Annotated in this window: 14 protein-coding genes; 8 read left to right on the top strand and 6 right to left on the bottom strand. The window is 76.2% G+C overall.

Going from position 1 to position 18,865, the window contains the following annotated elements:
* The first annotated feature begins 13 nt into the window (after positions 1-13).
* Both meaB and ACI79Z_RS00135 read left to right on the top strand, forming a co-directional pair.
* On the top strand, positions 14-1,003 hold the full coding sequence (meaB, locus tag ACI79Z_RS00140; protein ID WP_387987520.1) for a methylmalonyl Co-A mutase-associated GTPase MeaB: 990 nt from the start codon (positions 14-16) through the stop codon (positions 1,001-1,003).
* A 182-nt stretch (positions 1,004-1,185) separates the two neighbouring features.
* Positions 1,186-2,085 carry a hypothetical protein gene (locus ACI79Z_RS00135; RefSeq protein WP_456901347.1) on the top strand — a complete coding sequence of 300 codons (900 nt, stop codon included), beginning with the start codon at positions 1,186-1,188 and terminating at the stop codon, positions 2,083-2,085.
* A 100-nt stretch (positions 2,086-2,185) separates the two neighbouring features.
* Here ACI79Z_RS00135 and ACI79Z_RS00130 read toward each other — a convergent pair whose 3' ends face one another.
* Positions 2,186-2,644 (bottom strand): gamma-glutamylcyclotransferase family protein, encoded by a 459-nt coding sequence (locus ACI79Z_RS00130; RefSeq protein ID WP_456901346.1) that lies wholly within the window; start codon positions 2,642-2,644, stop codon positions 2,186-2,188.
* A gap of 68 nt (positions 2,645-2,712) precedes the next feature.
* Here ACI79Z_RS00130 and ACI79Z_RS00125 point away from each other — a divergent pair, with 68 nt between their 5' ends.
* From ACI79Z_RS00125 to ACI79Z_RS00110, 4 genes are all read left to right on the top strand, one after another.
* Positions 2,713-4,167, top strand: a complete 1,455-nt coding sequence (locus tag ACI79Z_RS00125; RefSeq protein WP_387987843.1) for an NAD(P)H-quinone dehydrogenase — start codon at positions 2,713-2,715, stop codon at positions 4,165-4,167.
* Between the two features lie 105 nt (positions 4,168-4,272).
* The gene (locus ACI79Z_RS00120) at positions 4,273-5,967 is read left to right on the top strand and encodes a reprolysin-like metallopeptidase (protein WP_456901345.1); all 1,695 of its coding nucleotides are present in this window, start codon (positions 4,273-4,275) and stop codon (positions 5,965-5,967) included.
* A gap of 49 nt (positions 5,968-6,016) precedes the next feature.
* Positions 6,017-8,677, top strand: a complete 2,661-nt coding sequence (locus tag ACI79Z_RS00115; protein ID WP_456901344.1) for a reprolysin-like metallopeptidase — start codon at positions 6,017-6,019, stop codon at positions 8,675-8,677.
* Between the two features lie 65 nt (positions 8,678-8,742).
* A complete protein-coding gene (locus tag ACI79Z_RS00110) occupies positions 8,743-12,174 on the top strand; it encodes a S8 family serine peptidase (RefSeq protein WP_456901343.1) in 3,432 nt (1,143 codons plus the stop codon).
* Between the two features lie 16 nt (positions 12,175-12,190).
* On the opposite strand, the gene ACI79Z_RS00105 is transcribed toward ACI79Z_RS00110, so the two are convergent.
* From ACI79Z_RS00105 to ACI79Z_RS00085, 5 genes are all read right to left on the bottom strand, one after another.
* Positions 12,191-13,954 (bottom strand): acetyl/propionyl/methylcrotonyl-CoA carboxylase subunit alpha, encoded by a 1,764-nt coding sequence (locus tag ACI79Z_RS00105; protein ID WP_456901342.1) that lies wholly within the window; start codon positions 13,952-13,954, stop codon positions 12,191-12,193.
* Between the two features lie 88 nt (positions 13,955-14,042).
* Complete coding sequence (locus ACI79Z_RS00100) at positions 14,043-14,777, bottom strand: class I SAM-dependent methyltransferase (protein WP_387994335.1); 735 nt, start codon at positions 14,775-14,777, stop codon at positions 14,043-14,045.
* A gap of 56 nt (positions 14,778-14,833) precedes the next feature.
* Complete coding sequence (locus ACI79Z_RS00095; RefSeq protein ID WP_387994337.1) at positions 14,834-15,442, bottom strand: Maf family protein; 609 nt, start codon at positions 15,440-15,442, stop codon at positions 14,834-14,836.
* 73 nt (positions 15,443-15,515) lie between these two features.
* On the bottom strand, positions 15,516-15,731 hold the full coding sequence (locus ACI79Z_RS00090) for an acyl-CoA carboxylase subunit epsilon (RefSeq protein WP_387994340.1): 216 nt from the start codon (positions 15,729-15,731) through the stop codon (positions 15,516-15,518).
* 14 nt (positions 15,732-15,745) lie between these two features.
* Positions 15,746-17,371, bottom strand: coding sequence for an acyl-CoA carboxylase subunit beta (locus ACI79Z_RS00085; RefSeq protein ID WP_456901341.1), 1,626 nt, complete (start codon positions 17,369-17,371; stop codon positions 15,746-15,748).
* 18 nt (positions 17,372-17,389) lie between these two features.
* Between ACI79Z_RS00085 and ACI79Z_RS00080 the strand changes: the two genes are divergently transcribed.
* Both ACI79Z_RS00080 and ACI79Z_RS00075 read left to right on the top strand, forming a co-directional pair.
* Positions 17,390-18,244 (top strand): biotin--[acetyl-CoA-carboxylase] ligase, encoded by an 855-nt coding sequence (locus tag ACI79Z_RS00080; protein WP_456901340.1) that lies wholly within the window; start codon positions 17,390-17,392, stop codon positions 18,242-18,244.
* Positions 18,245-18,275: 31 nt separating this feature from the next.
* Positions 18,276-18,824 carry a PH domain-containing protein gene (locus ACI79Z_RS00075; protein WP_387994349.1) on the top strand — a complete coding sequence of 183 codons (549 nt, stop codon included), beginning with the start codon at positions 18,276-18,278 and terminating at the stop codon, positions 18,822-18,824.
* Positions 18,825-18,865: the final 41 nt, after the last annotated feature.

The raw sequence follows: 18,865 nt of genomic DNA, 5'->3' as shown, positions 1-18,865 counted from the left end.
GAATGGGCCACTGATGCCCGCACCGGACGTCCCCGCGCTCGTCGAGGGGGTGCTGGGCGGCGACCGCCGGTCGCTGGCGCGGGCGATCACGCTGGTCGAGTCCCGCCGCGCCGACCACCGCGAGCGGGCGCAGGAGCTGCTGGTCGAGCTCCTGCCGCACGCGGGGGACGCCCGGCGGGTCGGCATCTCCGGCGTGCCCGGGGTGGGGAAGTCGACGTTCATCGACCAGCTCGGCGTCGACCTCACCGCTGCCGGGCACCGGGTGGCGGTGCTGGCGGTCGACCCGTCGTCGGCGCGCTCGGGCGGGTCGATCCTGGGCGACAAGACCCGGATGGCGCGGCTGGCCGTCGACCGGAACGCCTTCATCCGTCCCGCGCCGACCGCGGGGACGCTCGGCGGGGTCGCGCAGGCGACGCGGGAGTCGATGGTCGTCGTCGAGGCGGCCGGCTACGACGTCGTGCTGGTGGAGACCGTCGGCGTCGGGCAGTCGGAGGTCACCGTCGCGGAGATGGTCGACTCGTTCCTGTTCCTGACGCTGGCCCGCACCGGCGACCAGCTGCAGGGGATCAAGCGCGGCATCCTCGAGCTCGCCGACGTCATCGCCGTCAACAAGGCCGACGGGCCGGCCGCCGCCGACGCGCGCAAGGCCGCCCGGGAGCTGGCCGGGGCGATCCGGATGCTGCGCGGGCACTCCGAGTGGGACGTGCCGGTGCTGACCTGCGCGGGGCTCACCGGCGAGGGGCTGGCCGAGGTGTGGGCCAAGCTGGTCGAGCACCAGGACCGGGCGCGGGCCTCGGGGGCGTTCGACGAGCGTCGCCGGGCGCAGCAGGTGCGCTGGACCTGGCAGCTCGTGCGCGACGGGCTCGAGCACCGGCTGCGCGCGCACCCCGCCGTCCGGTCGTCGGCGCCGGAGCTGGAGAAGGCCGTGCTGGCCGGTGAGCTCACCCCGGCCCTGGCCGCCCGGCAGATCCTGGAGACCTTCCTCGGCACCCCGGACGCCTGAGAGTCCCCGCCCCCGCGATCATGGAGCGCCGGTGGCGACACGTCGCCGATGCCTGGTGTGTCGCCACCGCAGCTCCATGATCGCGGGCGGTCCACAGCCGGGCGGGCGTCCACAGCCGGGCGGGCGTCCACAGCCGGTCCGCGGCGGCGCCCGGCGGCGCCGTCCGCCCCGAGGGTCGCGGCGTGGACTTCGCGCTGTACCGGACGATCGCGCGCCAGGGTGGCGTCTCCACAGTCACGCAGGCCCGCGAGGGGCTGACCGAGTGGGAGGTCCGGCGACTGGTCGACTCCGGGCGCTGGCGGCGCACCCGCTGGCGCGGCGTGCTGGCCGACGCCGAGCTGCCGGACTCCCTCGGGTCGCAGGTGCGCGCGGCCGCGCTGGTGGTGGGCGCCGACCTGGTCGCGTGCCACTCGACAGCCGCGGCGCTGTGGGGCTTCGACGTCCTCGGCGACGACACGCTGCACTTCCTCGGCCCGCCGTCCGTGGCGAACCGGAGCCGCCCGGGCATCCGGGTGCACCCGTCGGTCCTCGGAACCGACGACGCGGTGCTCCTCGACGGCGTCTGGTGCACGCCGCCGGCGCGGACCGCCTGCGACGTGGTTCGCGCGACCGCGCCGATCGACGGGCTGGCGACGCTCGACGCGGCGCTGGGCACGAGGGAGTGCACCCGGGCGGAGCTGGCCGCGGAGGTCGAGCGGCAGCGCGGACTGCGCGAGGTCGTCCGGCTGCGGCGTCTCGTCCCCCACGCGAACGGGCTGGCCGAGTCGCCGATGGAGTCGCGGATGCGCTGGCGGTTCATCGAGGGTGGGCTCCCGGCGCCCGACGTCCAGGTCCGGGTCCTCGGCGACGGGTGCAGCTGGTACCTCGACACCGGCTGGCGGGAGCAGCGGGTCGCCGCCGAGTACGACGGGCACGCGGCGCACACGACGCCGGAGCAGCTGCGCGACGACCGGCGCCGGCACAACGGCATCACCGAGCGCGGCTGGACCCTGCTGCACGTCACGGCTGCGGACGTCCACCGCGAGCACCGGCGGATGGTCGCCGAGGTGGCGCGGGCCCTCCGGCTGCCCGTCCGGCGGTGATCACGGAGTTCCGGTGGCGACACACCGGACGGCGACGGCGTGTCGCCACGCGAACTCCGTGATCGCGGGGGAACCGGCCGCGAGGGCGCGGCAGAAGTGGTCAGAAGGTGGAGCGGCAGTCGCGGGCGCGGAGCTCGGCGAGGTAGTCGTCGGGTGCACCGGCGGCCTCGGCGGCGTCGGCGATCGCGCCCAGGTGCCGCGCCGAGGGCAGCCCGCCCTCGAAGGCGTCCAGCGCGTAGACGTAGGCGACGACGTCGCCGCCGAGGGTGTGCACCCGCAGGTTGAGCTTGCGGTAGAGCCCGCGGTCGGCGCCCTCCCAGGCGTCGAGGTCGCGCTCGTCGGCGGGCGTGAGGTCGTAGAGGGCGACGAACACGCCGGGCGCCTCGCGGTCCTCGGCGGGCACGAGGGTGGCCAGCGCGCCCTCCCAGCCGTACTCCTCGCCGCCGAAGGCGAGCCGCCAGCCGCGGATCCAGCCGGTGCCGACGTGCGGTGAGGACGGGCAGCGGCGCAGCATCTGCTCGGGGTCCATGTTGGACCCGTACGCGGCGTAGAGACCCATCGCCGACCGAGCCTACGGCCGCTGTGGCCCGCGCGACCCCGTGAGCCTGCCGACACCGCCCGCCCGGGCTGGGAGGATGGACGGCGAACCCCCGGTCCACGACGCAGGAGACCCGCATGACCCGCATCGTCATCATCGGCGGCGGCCCGGCCGGCTACGAGGCCGCGCTGGTGGCCGCCTCTCTCGGTGCGCAGGTCACCGTCGTGGAACGCGACGGCCTGGGGGGCGCCAGCGTCCTCACCGACTGCGTGCCCTCGAAGACCTTCATCGCCGCCGCGGGCACCATGACGTCGGTCCGGGACTCCAGCGTCCTCGGCCTGCGCGGCGCCGACCTGGCCACCGTCGGCCTCGACCTCGCCACCGTCAACGCCCGCGTCAAGGGCCTGGCCGTCGCGCAGTCGGCCGACATCCACGCCCGGCTCGAGGCCGAGGGCGTGCGCCTCGTCTCCGGGCAGGGCCGGCTCGCCGACGACGTCCGGGGGCTGGTCGAGCACCGCGTCGAGGTCCTCGACCGCGACGGCGGGGTGCGGGAGACGCTGGAGTGCGACGTCGTCCTCATCGCCACCGGCGCCGACCCACGCGTGCTGCCCGGCAGCGAGCCCGACGGTGAGCGGATCCTCGACTGGCGCCAGCTCTACGACCTCGACGAGATGCCGGAGCACCTCGTCGTCGTGGGGTCGGGCGTCACCGGCGCGGAGTTCGCCTCCGGCTACCTGGAGGCCGGCGTGCCGGTCACCCTCGTCTCCTCCCGCGACCAGGTGCTGCCCGGCGAGGACGCCGACGCCGCCGACGTCATCGCCGAGGTCTTCCAGGCCCGCGGCGGGCGGATCGCCGAGCGCGGCCGCGCCGCGTCCGTGACGCGCACCGAGAAGGGCGTGCTGGTCGAGCTCACCGACGGGCGCACCGTCGAGGGCTCGCACGCGCTGATGACCGTCGGGACCGTGCCGAACACCGCCGGCCTGAACCTCGAGGCGTGCGGCGTGGAGCTGCGCGAGTCCGGCCACGTCGTCGTCGACCGGGTGTCGCGCACCAACGTGCCCGGCATCTACGCCGCCGGTGACGTCACGGGCGTCTTCCAGCTCGCCAGCGTCGCGGCCATGCAGGGCCGGATCGCCATGTGGCACGCGCTCGGCGAGGCGGTGCAGCCGATCCGGCTCAAGACGGTGGCCGCCAACGTGTTCACCCACCCGGAGATCGCCACGGTCGGCGTGCAGGAGAAGACGCTGCCCGAGGGCCACGACCTCGACGTCGTCCGGCTGCCGCTGGCAACCAACGCTCGGGCGAAGATGAGCGACCTGCACGCCGGGTTCGTGAAGCTGTTCGCCCGCAAGGCCACCGGCGTCGTCGTCGGCGGGGTGGTCGTGTCGCCCGGCGCCAGCGAGCTGATCCTGCCGATCGCGCTCGCGGTCACCAAGGGCCTGACCGTGAGCGACCTCGCGCACACCTTCGCCATCTACCCGTCGCTGTCGGGCTCGATCACCGAGGCCGGCCGGAGGCTGATGGGGGCCGACGCGCTGGCGTGACGCCCGTGACGGCCGGGGCGCGCGGGACGGGGCCGTCGCGGCGCCTGTGACGGGTGGGGTCCCGGGTGGTACACCTGGGACCCCGGCCCGCCGATGCCGGGAGGGATGCACGCCTCCCGAGTCCTGTCGCGGTCCTTCCCGCGGGCCATCGCCCTCGCCGGCGCCGTCGTCGCGCTGTGCACCGGGCCGGTGGCCGTGGCGCAGGCCGACGCCGGTGCCACCACCGTGGTCGGGGAGCTCGTGCAGGCCTGGCCGGAGACCTCGCTCGAGGGCCAGCACGCGGGGGAGTCGCACGAGCAGCCGCTGACCTTCGTCGAGGGCGCCGACGGCACCTCGGTGCGCGTGCCGACCGACGCGGTCGCCGGCATCGACGTCGGCAGCACCGTCGAGGTGACCGTCGGCGGCACCGCCGACGACGAGGCCGCCGAGGACGGCTACGAGCCGGCGCTCGAGGTGCTCGACACGCAGGTCGTGCGCACCGCGCGGGCGGCGACCACGGTCCCGGCCGGCTCGGTCACCAACCAGGTGACCGTCGCGATGGTCGCGCCCGCCGGCGGCACCCCGGACGGCACCGCGCTCGCGGACGTCGTCGACACGGTCAACGGCGACGTCGCGGCCTTCTGGGCGCAGCAGACCGGCGGCGCGGTGACCGTCGGGGTCACCGCCGCCCACGACTGGATGACCACCGCCTCCGGCTGCGCCGACCCCACCGCGCTGTGGGACGAGGTCGCCGCGCGTGTCGGCTTCCAGGCCGGCCCCGGCCGGCACCTGCTGCTCTACGTCAGCAGCCGGCCGCAGGACCTGCCCGGCTGCTCCTACGCCCTGGGGCAGGTCGGTACGGGTCCCGCCTCGGGCGGGCGGCTCTACGTCCGTGACGACCTGGCCTCGGTCGTCGCCCACGAGCTCGGCCACAACTTCGGCCTGGGCCACTCGAGCGCCCTGCAGTGCGACGGCACCGTCGAGACCGGCGCCTGCCGCACCGCCGCCTACCGCGACTTCTACGACGTCATGGGCGTCTCCTGGGACCGGATCGGCGCGCTCACCGCCGCCCAGGCCGACCGGCTCGGCGTGCTCCCGGCCGCGGCCGTGCAGACCGCAGGCGACGGGACGACGACGGCCACCCTCGCGCCCCTCGGCGGCGGTACCGGCACCCGGGCGCTGCGCCTGACCGACGCCGCCGGCACCGACTACTGGCTGGAGTACCGCACCGCCGTCGGCCGCGACGCGTGGCTGACCTCGGACAACCGCTACCGGCTCGACAGCGGCGTGCTGCTGCACCGCGCCGGCGGGATGCCGGACACCTCGCTGCTGCTCGACGGCAGCCCGTCGGCCGCGGCCGGCTGGGAGACGGACCTGCAGACGGCGCTGGTGCCGGGCGTGCCGGTCGCCGTCGCCGGCGGCGCGCTGACCGTCACCCTGGACGCGGTCACCCCGGCCGGCGCCACGGTGACCGTCGTCCGCACGTCCGCGGCGGCCGCCGTCCCGGCCCCCGCCCCGGCCGCCCCGGCGCCGCAGGTCCTGCCCGGCAGCCCCGGGGCGGCCGCCCCCGCGCCCGCCGCCGTCCCGGCCGCGCCGCCCGCACCCCCCGTCGCGCCGCCCGCACCCGCCGTCGCGCCGCAGGCCCCGGCGCCCGCGGTCGAGGACCCCGCCCCGGTCGCCGCGGCACCGGTCGAGGCGGCCGCCACCGAGCCCGCCGGCAGCGGCTGGGCCACCCCGGCGCTCGCGGCCGGCGGCGTCGCCGGCCTCGGCGGGACCGTGCTGGCCACCCGGCGGGTCCTCCCGCGGCTGCGCCGCGGCTGACCTGCCCGTCCGGGTGCGGTCCGGCGCCGCGGCTGCCGATGGAGGAGCCGTGCACGTCGACCGCCGTCCGCGCCTCGCAGCCGCCGCCGTCGCCGTGGCGGCCGTCCTCTCCCTGGTCGGCGGCGTCCCGGCCGCCCGGGCGGAGGACGGGGCCCCGGCCGCCGGCGACACCGTCGTCGGCCGGCTGGTCCAGGCCTACGCCGACCCCGAGACGCCGGGGCGCCACCACGGCGCGGCGGAGGACCCCGGGCTGCTGAGCTGGATCCGGACCGCGCCGGGGGAGACCGTGCGCGTCCCCACCGAGGACCTGGGCGGCGCCGAGGCCGGCGCGACCGTCGAGGTGACCCTGGGCGGTCCCGTCGAGGACGCCGCCTCGGAGGACGGCCTGGAGCCCGCACACGAGGTGCTGTCCGCCGAGGTGGTCGCCGCGGCCGACCGGCCGCCGACCGCCCCGGCGACGGAGCCGGTCAACCACCCGGTGCGCGTGGTCATGGTGCAGCCGGCCGACGCCGCGGCCCAGCGGGCGGCCGACCCCACCACGCTCGCCGACGTCGTCGCCGCGGTGGACGGCCCGGTGGCCGACTACTGGTCGCAGCAGACCGGCGGCAGCATCCGGTTCGGCGTCGTGAGCCGGACGGACTGGATCCCCAGCACCGCCACCTGCGAGGACCCCTTCGCCCTGTGGGACGCGGCGGCCCGGGCGGCGGGCTGGACCCCGTACCGCGGGGAGCACCTGCTCGTCTACGTGCCGCGGGACGCGCCCGGCTGCGCCTACGGCCTGGGCACCGTCAGCGGGTCGATGGCCGAGGGGGGAGTGGCCTACGTCCAGGACACCGGCACCTCGGTCATCGCCCACGAGCTCGGCCACAACCTCGGCCTCGGGCACGCCTCGGCGCTGCAGTGCGACCGCTCGGTGGAGACCGGCACCTGCCGGACCTCGTCCTACGCCGACTACTACGACGTCATGGGCTTCTCGTGGGAGCGGCTGGGCTCGCTGTCCGCGCCGCACGTCGCCCAGGTCGTGTCGTACCTCCCCGCCATGGACGTCGGCCCGGACGGCGGCACCTACGTCCTCCCGCGCTGGGACGCGAGGACCGCCGACCGGGCCCACGCGCTGCGGTTCACCGACGCTGACGGCGCCGTCTACTGGCTGGAGTACCGGCCCGCCGGCGGCACCGGCCGCGACAGCTGGCTGGGGCAGCTCGGTCCCGCCGCGCCGCAGCCGGGCGTGCTGCTGCGCCGCACCGCGCCGGGGCAGGACGACGACACGCTCCTGCTCGACGGCACGCCGTCGGCGAGCAGTGGCTGGAGCGCCGACGTGCAGGTCGTGCTGCCCGCGGACGGGCGCGCGGTCCCGGTCTCGGGCGGCGACGTCACCGTCGCGGTCCGGGCCGTCACCCCCGAGCAGGCCACGGTGGAGGTCGTGCCCGCCGGCCCGGCGGCGATCGCGGCCGCGGCGGCGGCCGACGGCGGGCTCGGCACCCCGGGCTGGCCGGCCACCTGCGGGCTGCCGTGGGGCGGGTGCGTGCAGCACTTCCCCGGCGGCAGCGTCTACCACTCGCCGGCGACGGGCGCGCACGTCGTCCGCGGCGTCCTGCTCGAGGAGTACCGCCGGCGGGGGGACTCCTCCGGGAGCGGCATCGGCTACCCGACCGGGGAGCAGTACGCGACCCGGGACGGCGGGTGGACGCAGGCGTTCCGGTGGGGCCGCATCCACTGGTCCCCGGCGACCGGTGCGCACCTCGTCGGCGCGGTCATCGGCGCGGCGTACGACCCGCTGTGGGGCGAGTCCGGTCCGCTCGGCTACCCGGTGGGCGACCAGTACGCGACGGCGAACGGCGGCGCGACGCAGGCGTTCCAGCACGGGCGGATCCACTGGTCGGCCGCCACGGGGGCACACGCGGTGTACGGCGACGTCTCCCGCGCGTACGACCCGCTGTGGGGCGAGTCCGGCGTGCTGGGCTACCCGGTGGGGGAGCGGTACGCGACCGCCAACGGCGGCGTGACCCAGGCGTTCCAGAACGGCCGCATCCACTGGTCGCCCGCGACCGGGGGCCACGCGGTCCACGGCGAGGTCTCGAGGGCCTACGACCCGCTGTGGGGCGAGTCCGGGGTGCTCGGCTACCCGGTCACCGACCGCTACCCCACGGCGAACGGCGGGGTGACCCAGGCGTTCCAGAACGGGCGGATCCACTGGTCCCCGGCGACCGGCGGGCACGCGGTGCTGTCGGTGATCGGCCGGGCCTACGACCCGCTGTGGGGCGAGTCCGGCGTGCTCGGCTACCCGGTCGCGGCCCGCTACCCGACCGCGCAGGGCGGCTGGACGCAGGCGTTCCAGAACGGTCGGATCCACTGGTCGCCCGGCACCGGGGCGCACGCCGTGCACGGCCCCGGCCGCTTCGAGTACGACCGGCTCTGGGGCGAGTCCGGCGTGCTGGGCTACCCGGTCACCGAGCCGTACCCGACGGTGGGCGGCGGGGTGACGCAGGCCTTCCAGAACGGGCGGATCCACTGGTCGCCCGCGACCGGCGCCATTCCGGTCACCGGTGCCGTCTCGCGCGCGTACGACGCCGTGGGCGGGGAGGCGGGCCGGCTGGGCTATCCCGTCCGGCACGGCGCCTGGATCCGCCCCGACGTGTACCGGCAGGACTTCCAGGGCGGCAGCGTCACCTCCTCGTCCCTCGGGACGCGGGTCACCTACGCCTCCTGACCCCCTCGGGGGACGGACGCCGGCGACACCTCAGCCACGGACGGACCCGTGCCGATACGCGTGCCATGTCGCGTACCCGGAGCCTGTCCCGGCTCGGCGCCGCCCTGACCGGGGCGGTCACCACCACGCTGCTCGTCCTCGTCGCGGCTCCTGCGCACGCGGCGGACGAGTCGGTCACCATCGACGTGCTCAAGGTCGTCGACGGCGAGTACGTCGTCGAGACCGTCTCCGTGCCCGGCGGCAGCGCCGACCGGACGGAGGCCTCCCTCGAGGCGCGCGCCGACGTCGTCGAGGCGAGCCCGTCGGTGACCTACCGGCCGCAGGGCGGCGACCCGTTCTGGGAGGCCGACGACCCGCAGCAGGTCGGCGCCGTCCGGGAGGTGTGGCCGAGGACCCGCGGGGCCGGCCAGGTCGTGGCCGTCCTCGACACCACCGTCGACACCACCCACCCCGACCTCGCGGGCGCGTTCGTCCCGGGTACGGACACGACCGGCGCGGCACCCGACGGCGAGTGGCACGGGACCGGCGTGGCCGGCGTGATCGCCGCGCGCGCCGACAACGGGATCGGCAGCGCCGGCATGGCCCCGGAGGCGCGGATCATGCCCGTCCGCGTGTGCGCGCCGAGCTGCCCCTCCGCCGCGGTGGCCCGCGGGATCCTCTGGGCCGTCGACCACGGCGCCGACGTCGTCAACATGTCCCTCGCCGGCGCCGGTTACTCCGACGTCACCGGGGTCGCCATCCGCTACGCCCTCGACCGGGGTGTCCCGGTCGTGGCCTCCACCGGCAACGACGGGCTCAACGGCAACCCGGTCATGTACCCGGCCGCCAACAGCGGGGTCGTCGCCGTCTCCGCCACCACGCCGACCGGGGCCCCGGCCGACTGGGCGGTGCACGGCTGGCAGGCCGACGTCGCCACCGTCGGCGAGAGCGTCCTGCTGCCGATGCCCGGCGACGGGTACGGCAGCGGCAGCGGCACCTCGTTCTCCGGTCCGGCCGTCGCCGGCGCCGTCGCCCTGCTGCGGGCGAGCCACCCCGGCATCACGCCCGAGCAGGTGCAGGCGGCCCTGCAGGCCGGCGCCGACAGCAGCGGCACGTGGGACCGCGCCTGGGGCGCCGGCCGCCTGTCGGTCCCGGCCGCCTTCGCCGCCGCCGACCGCGCCGGCGCCGCGCCCACGGTCGTGCCGTCCCCGGGCACCCTGGACGTGAGCTGGGCGCCGGTCGCCGGGGCCACCTCCTACACCGTGCGCGTCGACGGCGCCGTGCGGGCCACCGTCACCGGCACCACGGCGCGGGTCACCGGGCTCACCGACGGCAACCAGGTCGCCGTCGACGTCCAGGCCGACGGCGGGGCGCGGAGCGCGGCGGCCCTCGCCACGGTCGGCCCCGCGGCCCCCGCGACGCCGACGCTGCACTCCGCGACGCTGCGGGGCACCGCCACCAGCGCGGTCCTCGACGTGACCGCGTCGGTCGCCGGCCCCGCGGTGCCGAAGGTGGCCCTCTACCGCGACGGCGTCAGCATCGGCGTCTACGCCGTGAGCCTGACCGGTACACCGCGGACGGTCGGCATCGGCATCGGCGCGATGCCCACCCAGGAGACCCGCTGGCAGCTGCGCGGGGTGGACGACCTCGGCCGCCAGTCCGGCTTCTCCGAGGCCGTGGTCACCGGCAGCGGACGTCCCGCCCCGCCCGGGGCGGTCACCGGCCTGACCGGCCGGACCGACGCCGACCGCGCCCTGCTCACCTGGGACGACGTGGGCGTCGCGTACACCTACCGCGTCGCCGCCGACGGCGCCGTCGTGGCCACCCCGCAGACGGCCGGTGCCGCGGTCGCCGCCCCGCCGGCCGGGACGTCGCGCGACTACGCGGTCGCCGTCGTCGACGCCTGGGGGCAGGCGGGTCCCGAGGCGACCGTGACGGTCTCGTCCACCGTGGCGACGAGTCCCGGCGCCCCGGCCGGCGTCACCGCCACGGCCGGCGACCGGTCGGCGACCGTGTCCTGGTCCCCGGCCGCCGACAACGGCAGCCCGGTGACCGGCTACACCGTCACGGCCGCGCCCGGCGGCGCCACCGCCACCACCACCGGGGCGACGAGCGCGACGGTGACCGGCCTGACCAACGGCACGTCCTACACGTTCACGGTGACCGCCACCAACGCCGTCGGCACCGGCCCGGCCGGCGCGCCGAGCACGGCCGTCACGCCGTCGGGGGCCGACGCCGGCACGAGTGCCGTCGCCGCGGCGTACGCGGCCACCGGCGGCAGCACCGGCCCGCTGGGGGCCCGCGTCGGCGCGGCCTACGCCACCACCGGGGGCGGCCTGACCCAGGCGTACCAGAACGGGCGCATCCACTGGTCGGCCGCCACGGGGGCGCACGCCGTGTACGGGGACATCTCGAGGGCCTACGACCCGCTGTGGGGCGAGTCGGGGGTGCTCGGCTACCCGATCGGCGACCGGTACCCGACGCCGGGGAACGGGTGGACGCAGGCGTTCCAGTTCGGCCGGATCCACACGTCCCCGGGGACGGGCGCGCACGCGGTGTACGGCGACATCTCGAAGGCCTACGACCCGCTGTGGGGCGAGTCCGGGGTGCTCGGCTACCCGGTGAGCGACCGGTACCCGACGCCCGGGAACGGGTGGACGCAGGCGTTCCAGTTCGGCCGGATCCACACCTCGCCGGCCAGCGGCGCGCACGCGGTGTACGGCCCGGTCTCGGGCGCCTACGACGCGCTGCGCGGGGAGTCGGGGGTGCTGGGCTACCCGGTGGGCGCCCGCTACGGCACGGCCGGGGGCGGCATCACCCAGGCCTTCCAGAACGGGCGCATCCACTGGTCACCCGGAACGGGCGCCCACGCCGTGTACGGGGACATCTCGAGGGCCTACGACCCGCTGTGGGGCGAGTCCGGGGTGCTCGGCTACCCGGTGAGCGACCGCTACCCCACGCCCGGGAACGGCTGGACCCAGGCGTTCCAGTTCGGCCGCATCCACACCTCGCCGGCCAGCGGCGCGCACGCCGTGTACGGCGACATCTCGAGGGCCTACGACCCGCTGTGGGGCGAGTCCGGGGTGCTCGGCTACCCGATCAGCGACCGGTACCCGACGCCGGGGAACGGGTGGACGCAGGCGTTCCAGTTCGGCCGGATCCACACGTCCCCGGGGACGGGCGCGCACGCGGTGTACGGGGACATCTCGAAGGCCTACGACCCGCTGTGGGGCGAGTCCGGCGTCCTGGGCTACCCCGTCGGGGCCCGGTACCCGACGCCGGGCAACGGGTGGACGCAGGCGTTCCAGTTCGGCCGCATCCACACGTCGCCGGCCACCGGCGCGTACGCGGTGCTGCAGCCGATCTCCCCGGTCTACGACTCCCACTGGGGCGAGTCCGGGCAGCTCGGCTACCCGCTGGGCAACGCCGTCACGGCCGCCGACGGCAGCGTGAGCCAGGCGTTCCAGCGCGGCCGCATCACGGTGCGGGGCGGTCAGGTGACGGTGAGCCTGGGCTGACCCGGCCGCGCGGCCTCTACTCGGCGTCGGCGATCGTGCAGATGACCGCGCCGCTGGTGACGGTGGCGCCGACCTCGGCCGACAGCCCGGTCACGGTGCCCGCCTTGTGCGCGGTGAGGGGCTGCTCCATCTTCATCGCCTCGAGGACGACGACGAGGTCACCGGCCTCGACGGTGTCACCGTCCTCGACGGCGACCTTCACGATCGTGCCCTGCATCGGCGAGGTCAGGGAGTCGCCGGACACCGCGGACCCGCCGTGGCCCGAGCCCCGCTTGCGCGGCTTGGCGCCACCGCCGGCGGCCACCGGCGCCCCGCCGCCCGCGGCCAGCACGGCGGGCAGGGAGACCTCCAGCCGCCGCCCGCCGACCTCGACGACGACGGTCTGCCGCGGCTCCTCCTCGTCGGCCCCGGCCGGCGCTGCGCCGTAGGGCTGGACCTGGTTGTCCCACTCGGTCTCGATCCAGCGGGTGTGCACGGTGAACGGCTCGCTGGTGAACGCCTCGTCGCGGACCACCGCGCGGTGGAACGGGATGACGGTGGGCATGCCCTCGACGACCAGCTCGTCCAGCGCGCGGCGGGCGCGCTGCAGCGCCTCCGCGCGGCTGGCGCCGGTGACGATCAGCTTGGCCAGCATCGAGTCGAACGCGCCGGCCACCTCGCCGCCGGTCTCGACGCCGGAGTCCCAGCGCACGCCGGGGCCCTGGGGGATCTCCAGCCGGGTGACCGGGCCGGGGGCCGGCATGAAGTTGCGGCCGGCGTCCTCGGCGTTGATCCGGAACTCGATGCTGTGCCCGCGCGGGGCCGGGTCCTCGGTGATCTCCAGCGGCAGCCCCTCGGCGATGCGGAACTGCTGGCGCACCAGGTCGATGCCGCTGGTCTCCTCGCTGACCGGGTGCTCCACCTGCAGACGGGTGTTGACCTCGAGGAAGGAGATCGAGCCGTCGACGCCGACGAGGTACTCGACGGTGCCGGCGCCGTGGTAGCCGGCCTCCCGGCAGATCGCCTTGGCCGACTCGTGGATGCGCGCCCGCTGCTCGTCGGTCAGGAACGGCGCCGGGGCCTCCTCCACGAGCTTCTGGTTGCGCCGCTGCAGCGAGCAGTCGCGGGTGCCGACGACGACCACGTTGCCGTGCGTGTCGGCCAGGACCTGCGCCTCGACGTGCCGCGGCTTGTCGAGGAACCGCTCCACGAAGCACTCGCCGCGGCCGAAGGCCGACACGGCCTCGCGGACGGCGGAGTCGAACAGGTGCGGGATCTCCTCCTCGGTGCGGGCGACCTTCAGGCCGCGCCCGCCACCGCCGAACGCGGCCTTGATCGCCACCGGCAGGCCGTGCTCCCGGGCGAAGGCCAGCACCTCGTCGGCGCCGGAGACCGGGTCCTTGGTGCCGGGCACCAGCGGCGCGCCGGCCTTGGTGGCGATGTGCCGCGCGGCGACCTTGTCGCCGAGGGCGACGATCGACTCGGGGGAGGGGCCGATCCAGGTCAGCCCGGCGTCGAGGACGGCCTGGGCGAAGTCGGCGTTCTCCGACAGGAAGCCGTAGCCGGGGTGGACGGCGTCGGCGCCGGAGCGCTTCGCGGCGTCGACGACCTTGTCGATGACCAGGTAGGAGTCGCCGGGCGTCGTCCCGCCCAGGGCGAACGCCTCGTCGGCGACGCGGACGTGCAGGGCGTCGCGGTCGGGCTCGGCGTAGACCGCGACGCTGGTCAGCCCGGCGTCCCGGCAGGCGCGGGCGACCCGGACCGCGATCTCCCCGCGGTTGGCGATCAGGACCTTCTGCACCGGCGTACTCCCTCGAAGACGGACCGGTCGGACTCTAGCCAGCGCCCGCCCGCCCGCCCGCAGTAGGGCGGGGAGCCGCGAGCGCGGCTCAGCCGGCGGCCGGCTTGGTGACGGCGTACCGGAACCCCCGCCAGTTGGGCCCCGGGCTGTCGTCGGGCTGGACCCGCAGCACCACCAGGCCGCGCTCGGTCAGGCGGGGCAGCAGGACCTCCATCGGCAGGCCGTGCATCTGCAGCACCGCGCCGAACCGCCGCCGGACGTAGGCGTGCACCAGCGGCCGGGGCACCGTCCGGTACAGCCGGCCGACCAGGGTGTCCGACGGGCCGGTGGGGACGGCGAAGACCGCCAGCCCGCCGGGCCGCAGCACCCGGCCGAACTCCTCGGCGTAGCGCAGCGACAGCTCGGGCGGCATGTGCTGCAGCACGATCGTCGACAGCACCAGGTCGAAGCTGTCGTCGGGGAACACCGACAGGTCCGCCGCCTCGTTGTGGACGAAGGTGCAGCGGCCCTCGGGGTCGTGCCGGCGCGCCTCGGCGAGCATCGACGGCGCGATGTCCACCCCGGTGACCCGGTCGAAGTGCCGGGCCAGGGCCTGGGTCAGCCGGCCCACCCCGCAGCCGAAGTCCAGCGCCGTCTCCCGCCGGGCCGGCAGCCGGAGGGAGTCGGCCAGCGCCATGACGTCGTCGACCACGCGGACGCCGGTCGCGAAGAACTCCTCGGGGTCCCAGCGCCCGCCGCGGCGGTCGGGCTCGGTGAGCACCGCCCACATCGGGTCCCGCGAGCCGAAGGTGTCCCACGCCGTGCGCAGGGAGCGTGTGTCCACGGCCGGACCCTAGGCCGGTCGGTGGGTGGCAGCCAGCGCCGCGGCATCCGTGCTGGTCAGCGGCGCCAGAGGTCGGTGACCGTGAGTCCGCGGCGGCGCAGCTGCTCCCGCAGCGCGGCCAGCGACAGCCCGACCACCGACGCCGGGTCGCCCTCGACCCGGCGCACGAACGGGGCGCCGAGGCCGTCGAGGGTGAACGCGCCCGCGACCGCCAGCGGCTCGCCCGTGGCCAGGTAGGCCTCGACCTCCGCGGCCGTCGGGGTGGCGAAGTACACGACGGTCGAGGTGACGACGACGTCGCGGGACTCGACCACCCCGCCGCGGACGTCGAGCAGTGCCTGGCCGGTGTGCAGCACGCCCGAGCGGCCCGACATCCGCCGCCAGCGCTCCCGCGCCTCGGCGGCGTCGGCCGGCTTGCCCATCGGCTGGCCGCGGAACTCCAGCAGCGAGTCCGCGCCCACCACCAGGGCGTCCTCCTCCCGCGCGGCGACGGCCGACGCCTTGGCCGACGCCAGCAGGGCGACCCGCTCGGCGACGCGCGGCGCCGTCACCGTGGTCTCGTCGACGTCGCTGACCACGACCTCGGGCGCGAGGCCCGCCTGGCGCAGCAGCGCCAACCGGGCCGGGGACGCCGAGGCCAGCACCAGCCGGCGGGTCCCGGTCATGCGTTCTCCTCCCCGGCGCTCGTCGTCCGCGGCCGCGGCTCTGCCCGTGGTCCGCACGAGCTCGCGAGCTCGCTCACGCGAAGCGCCCGGACGCGCGCCAGCCGCCGGGGCCGGGCTGCAGCGGCTGCCGGTGCGCGTCGGCTCGGCTCGCCCACGCACCGACCGGGGTCGGGCGCCGGCGCGGCCGGCGCTGCGAGAGCGCGGCCACGACGACGGTCAGGGCGGCGAGCTCCTCGTCGGTCGGCTCGCCGCGGACCACCCGCAGGAGCGGGCGCTGCTCCTCGCTCACAGGCCGATGTCCGCTCACAGGGGGATGTTCCCGTGCTTCTTCGGGGGCAGCGTCTGGCGCTTGTTGGCCAGCAGCCGCAGCGCCTTGGTGATCTCGATGCGGGTCTCCGAGGGGCGGATCACCTGGTCCACGTACCCGCGGTCGGCCGCGATGTACGGCGACAGCAGCGCGTCCTCGTACTCGGTGATGAGCTCCGCGCGGCGGGCGTCGGCGTCCGGGGAGTCGGCCAGCTCGCGCCGGTAGAGGATGTTCACCGCGCCCTGGGCGCCCATGACGGCGACCTGCGCGGTCGGCCAGGCGAGGTTCAGGTCGGCGCCGAGGTGCTTGGACCCCATGACGTCGTAGGCGCCGCCGTACGCCTTGCGCGTGATGACCGTGATCTTCGGGACCGTGGCCTCGGCGTAGGCGTAGATGAGCTTCGCGCCGCGGCGGATGATCCCCTCCCACTCCTGCGACGTCCCGGGGAGGAAACCCGGGACGTCGACGAAGGTGAGCACCGGGACGTTGAAGGCGTCGCAGGTGCGCACGAACCGGGCCGCCTTCTCGCTGGCGTCGATGTCCAGCGTGCCGGCGAACTGGGTGGGCTGGTTGGCCACGACGCCGACCGGCCGGCCCTCGACCCGGCCGAAGCCGACCACGATGTTCGGCGCGAACAGCGCCTGCACCTCGAGGAACTCGCCGTCGTCGAGCACGTGCTCGATGACGGTGTGCATGTCGTAGGGGGTGTTCGGCGAGTCCGGGACGACCGTGTCGAGCTCGTGGTCGGAGTCCGTGACGCCGTCCGGCGTCGTGTCGGCCGGGGCGACCTCGACGGCCGGCAGCGGGTCGAGGTTGTTGCTCGGCAGGTAGGACAGCAGCGCCTTGACGTAGTCGAGCGCGTCGGCCTCGTCCTCGGCCAGGTAGTGCGCGACGCCGGACCTGGTGTTGTGCGTGCGGGCGCCGCCGAGCTCCTCGAGGGTGACGTCCTCGCCGGTCACGGTCTTCACGACGTCGGGACCGGTGATGAACATCTGGCTCGTCTGGTCGACCATGACGATGAAGTCGGTGAGCGCGGGGGAGTAGACGTGCCCGCCGGCCGCGGCGCCCATGACCAGCGAGATCTGCGGGACGACGCCGGAGGCGTGCACGTTGCGCCGGAAGATCTCGCCGTAGAGGCCGAGGGAGACCACGCCCTCCTGGATGCGCGCGCCGCCGCCCTCGTTGATCCCGATGACCGGGCAGCCGTTGCGGACGGCCAGGTCGAGGACCTTGACGATCTTCTCGCCGTAGACCTCGCCGAGGCTGCCGCCGAAGACGGTGACGTCCTGGGAGAACACGCACACCGGGCGGCCGTCGACCGTCCCGTAGCCGGTGACGACGCCGTCACCGAACGGCCGCCGGGCGTCCATGCCGAAGTTGGTGGAGCGGTGGCGGGCGAACTCGTCGAGCTCGGTGAACGAGCCCGGGTCCAGCAGCGCCTCGATCCGCTCGCGGGCGGTCATCTTGCCCGCCGCGTGCTGCTTCTCCACCGCCCGCTCGGAGCCGGCGTGCGTGGCCTCCTGGACGCGGCGCTCGAAGTCCGCCAGCTTGCCGGCGGTCGTGTGGATGTCGATGTCGCCGGGGACGTGCTCGCCGGCGCTCTCCAGTTCAGCCGCACTCACGGCCCGTAGCGTAGGGGAGTGCCCGACACGCCCTCCGCCCGCTGGTCGGAGCTGGACCGCCCCCCGCTCGACGCCGCGGCGCTGCAGACCGCGCTCACCAGGGACAGCCGGCTGTGGCGCTCGCTGGAGGTCGTCGAGGAGGTCGGCTCCACCAACGCGGTCCTCGCGGAGCGGGCCGCCGACGACGACCTGCACGAGGGCGCGGTCCTCGTCGCCGAGCACCAGGCCGCCGGGCGGGGCCGGCTCGACCGCACCTGGACCTCCCCGCCGCGGGCCGGGCTCACCGTCTCGGTGCTCCTGCGCCCCGACGTCCCGGCCGCCCGCCGCGGCTGGCTGCCGCTGCTCACCGGCGTGGCGCTGGCCGAGGCCGTCGGCGAGGTCACCGGCGTGCGCACCTCGCTCAAGTGGCCCAACGACCTGCTCGCGGTCGACGGCGCCAAGCTCGCCGGGATCCTGGCCGAGGCGGTGTCCGCCCCCGCCCGCCCCGCGGTCGTCGTCGGGACCGGGCTCAACGTCGGCACCCGCCGCGAGGAGCTGCCGCCGACCGGGTCGTCACTGGCGCTGGTCACCGGAGCCCCGGTCGACCGGGGGCCGGTCCTGCTGGCCTACCTGCGGGCGCTCGAGCGGCGCTACCTCGCCTGGACGGCGGCGCTCGGCGACCCGGTCGCCACCGGCCTGGCCGCGGACTACCTCGCCTGGTGCTCGACGGTCGGCGCCGAGGTGACCGTCACGCTGCCCGACGGGTCGGCGCTGTCGGGCACCGCGACCGCCGTCGACTGGGACGGCCGGCTGGTGGTCCGCACCGACGGCGGCACGGTGGAGCTGGCCAGCGGGGACGTGCAGCACGTCCGGACACGCCCCGCCGGAGCCTGACGCGCGGTCCGCGCTCGGTCATCCTGGCGAGGTGCCCTACCCCGACAGGCTGCTGGCCGACGACGAGGAGGTCGTCGTCCACCTGCACCCGCACTGGACGACGCTGTTCTGGCCCGTGGTCGGGCTCCTCGCCGTCGTCGGCGCCGGCTCCTACCTCGCCGCCCTCGTCCCGGCCGGCCGCCAGCAGGGCGTGCTCCGGTCGGCGCTGCTGGCGGCGGTGCTGGTCGCCCTCGTCGTGCTCGTCGTGCGCCCGGTGCTGCGCTGGCGGACCACGCACACCGTCGTGACCACGCACCGGCTGCTGGTCCGCTCGGGCGTGCTGTCCCGCCGCGGCCGGGACGTGCCGCTGTCGCGCGTCACCGACGTCTCGATCCACCAGACGCTCGGGCAGCGGGTGCTGCGCTCCGGGACGCTGACCGTCGAGACGGCCGGCGAGGGCGGCCCGGTGGTGCTCGAGCGCCTGCCCGCCTGCGCCGACGTGCAGCAGCTGCTGGTCCGGCTGGTCGAGGAGGACGCGGACGGGGACCCCTGGGCCGGCGCTGCCGCCGACCGGTACGGGTACGACGACGCCGGGGTGTGACCGACCGGTCACGGCGAGCCTGGCCCGGTTCTGTCGTACCC

Source organism: Geodermatophilus sp. SYSU D00663, assembly GCF_054050655.1.
Note: the sequence above shows the minus strand (reverse complement) of the source record. Positions and strands in the feature narration are given on the sequence as shown.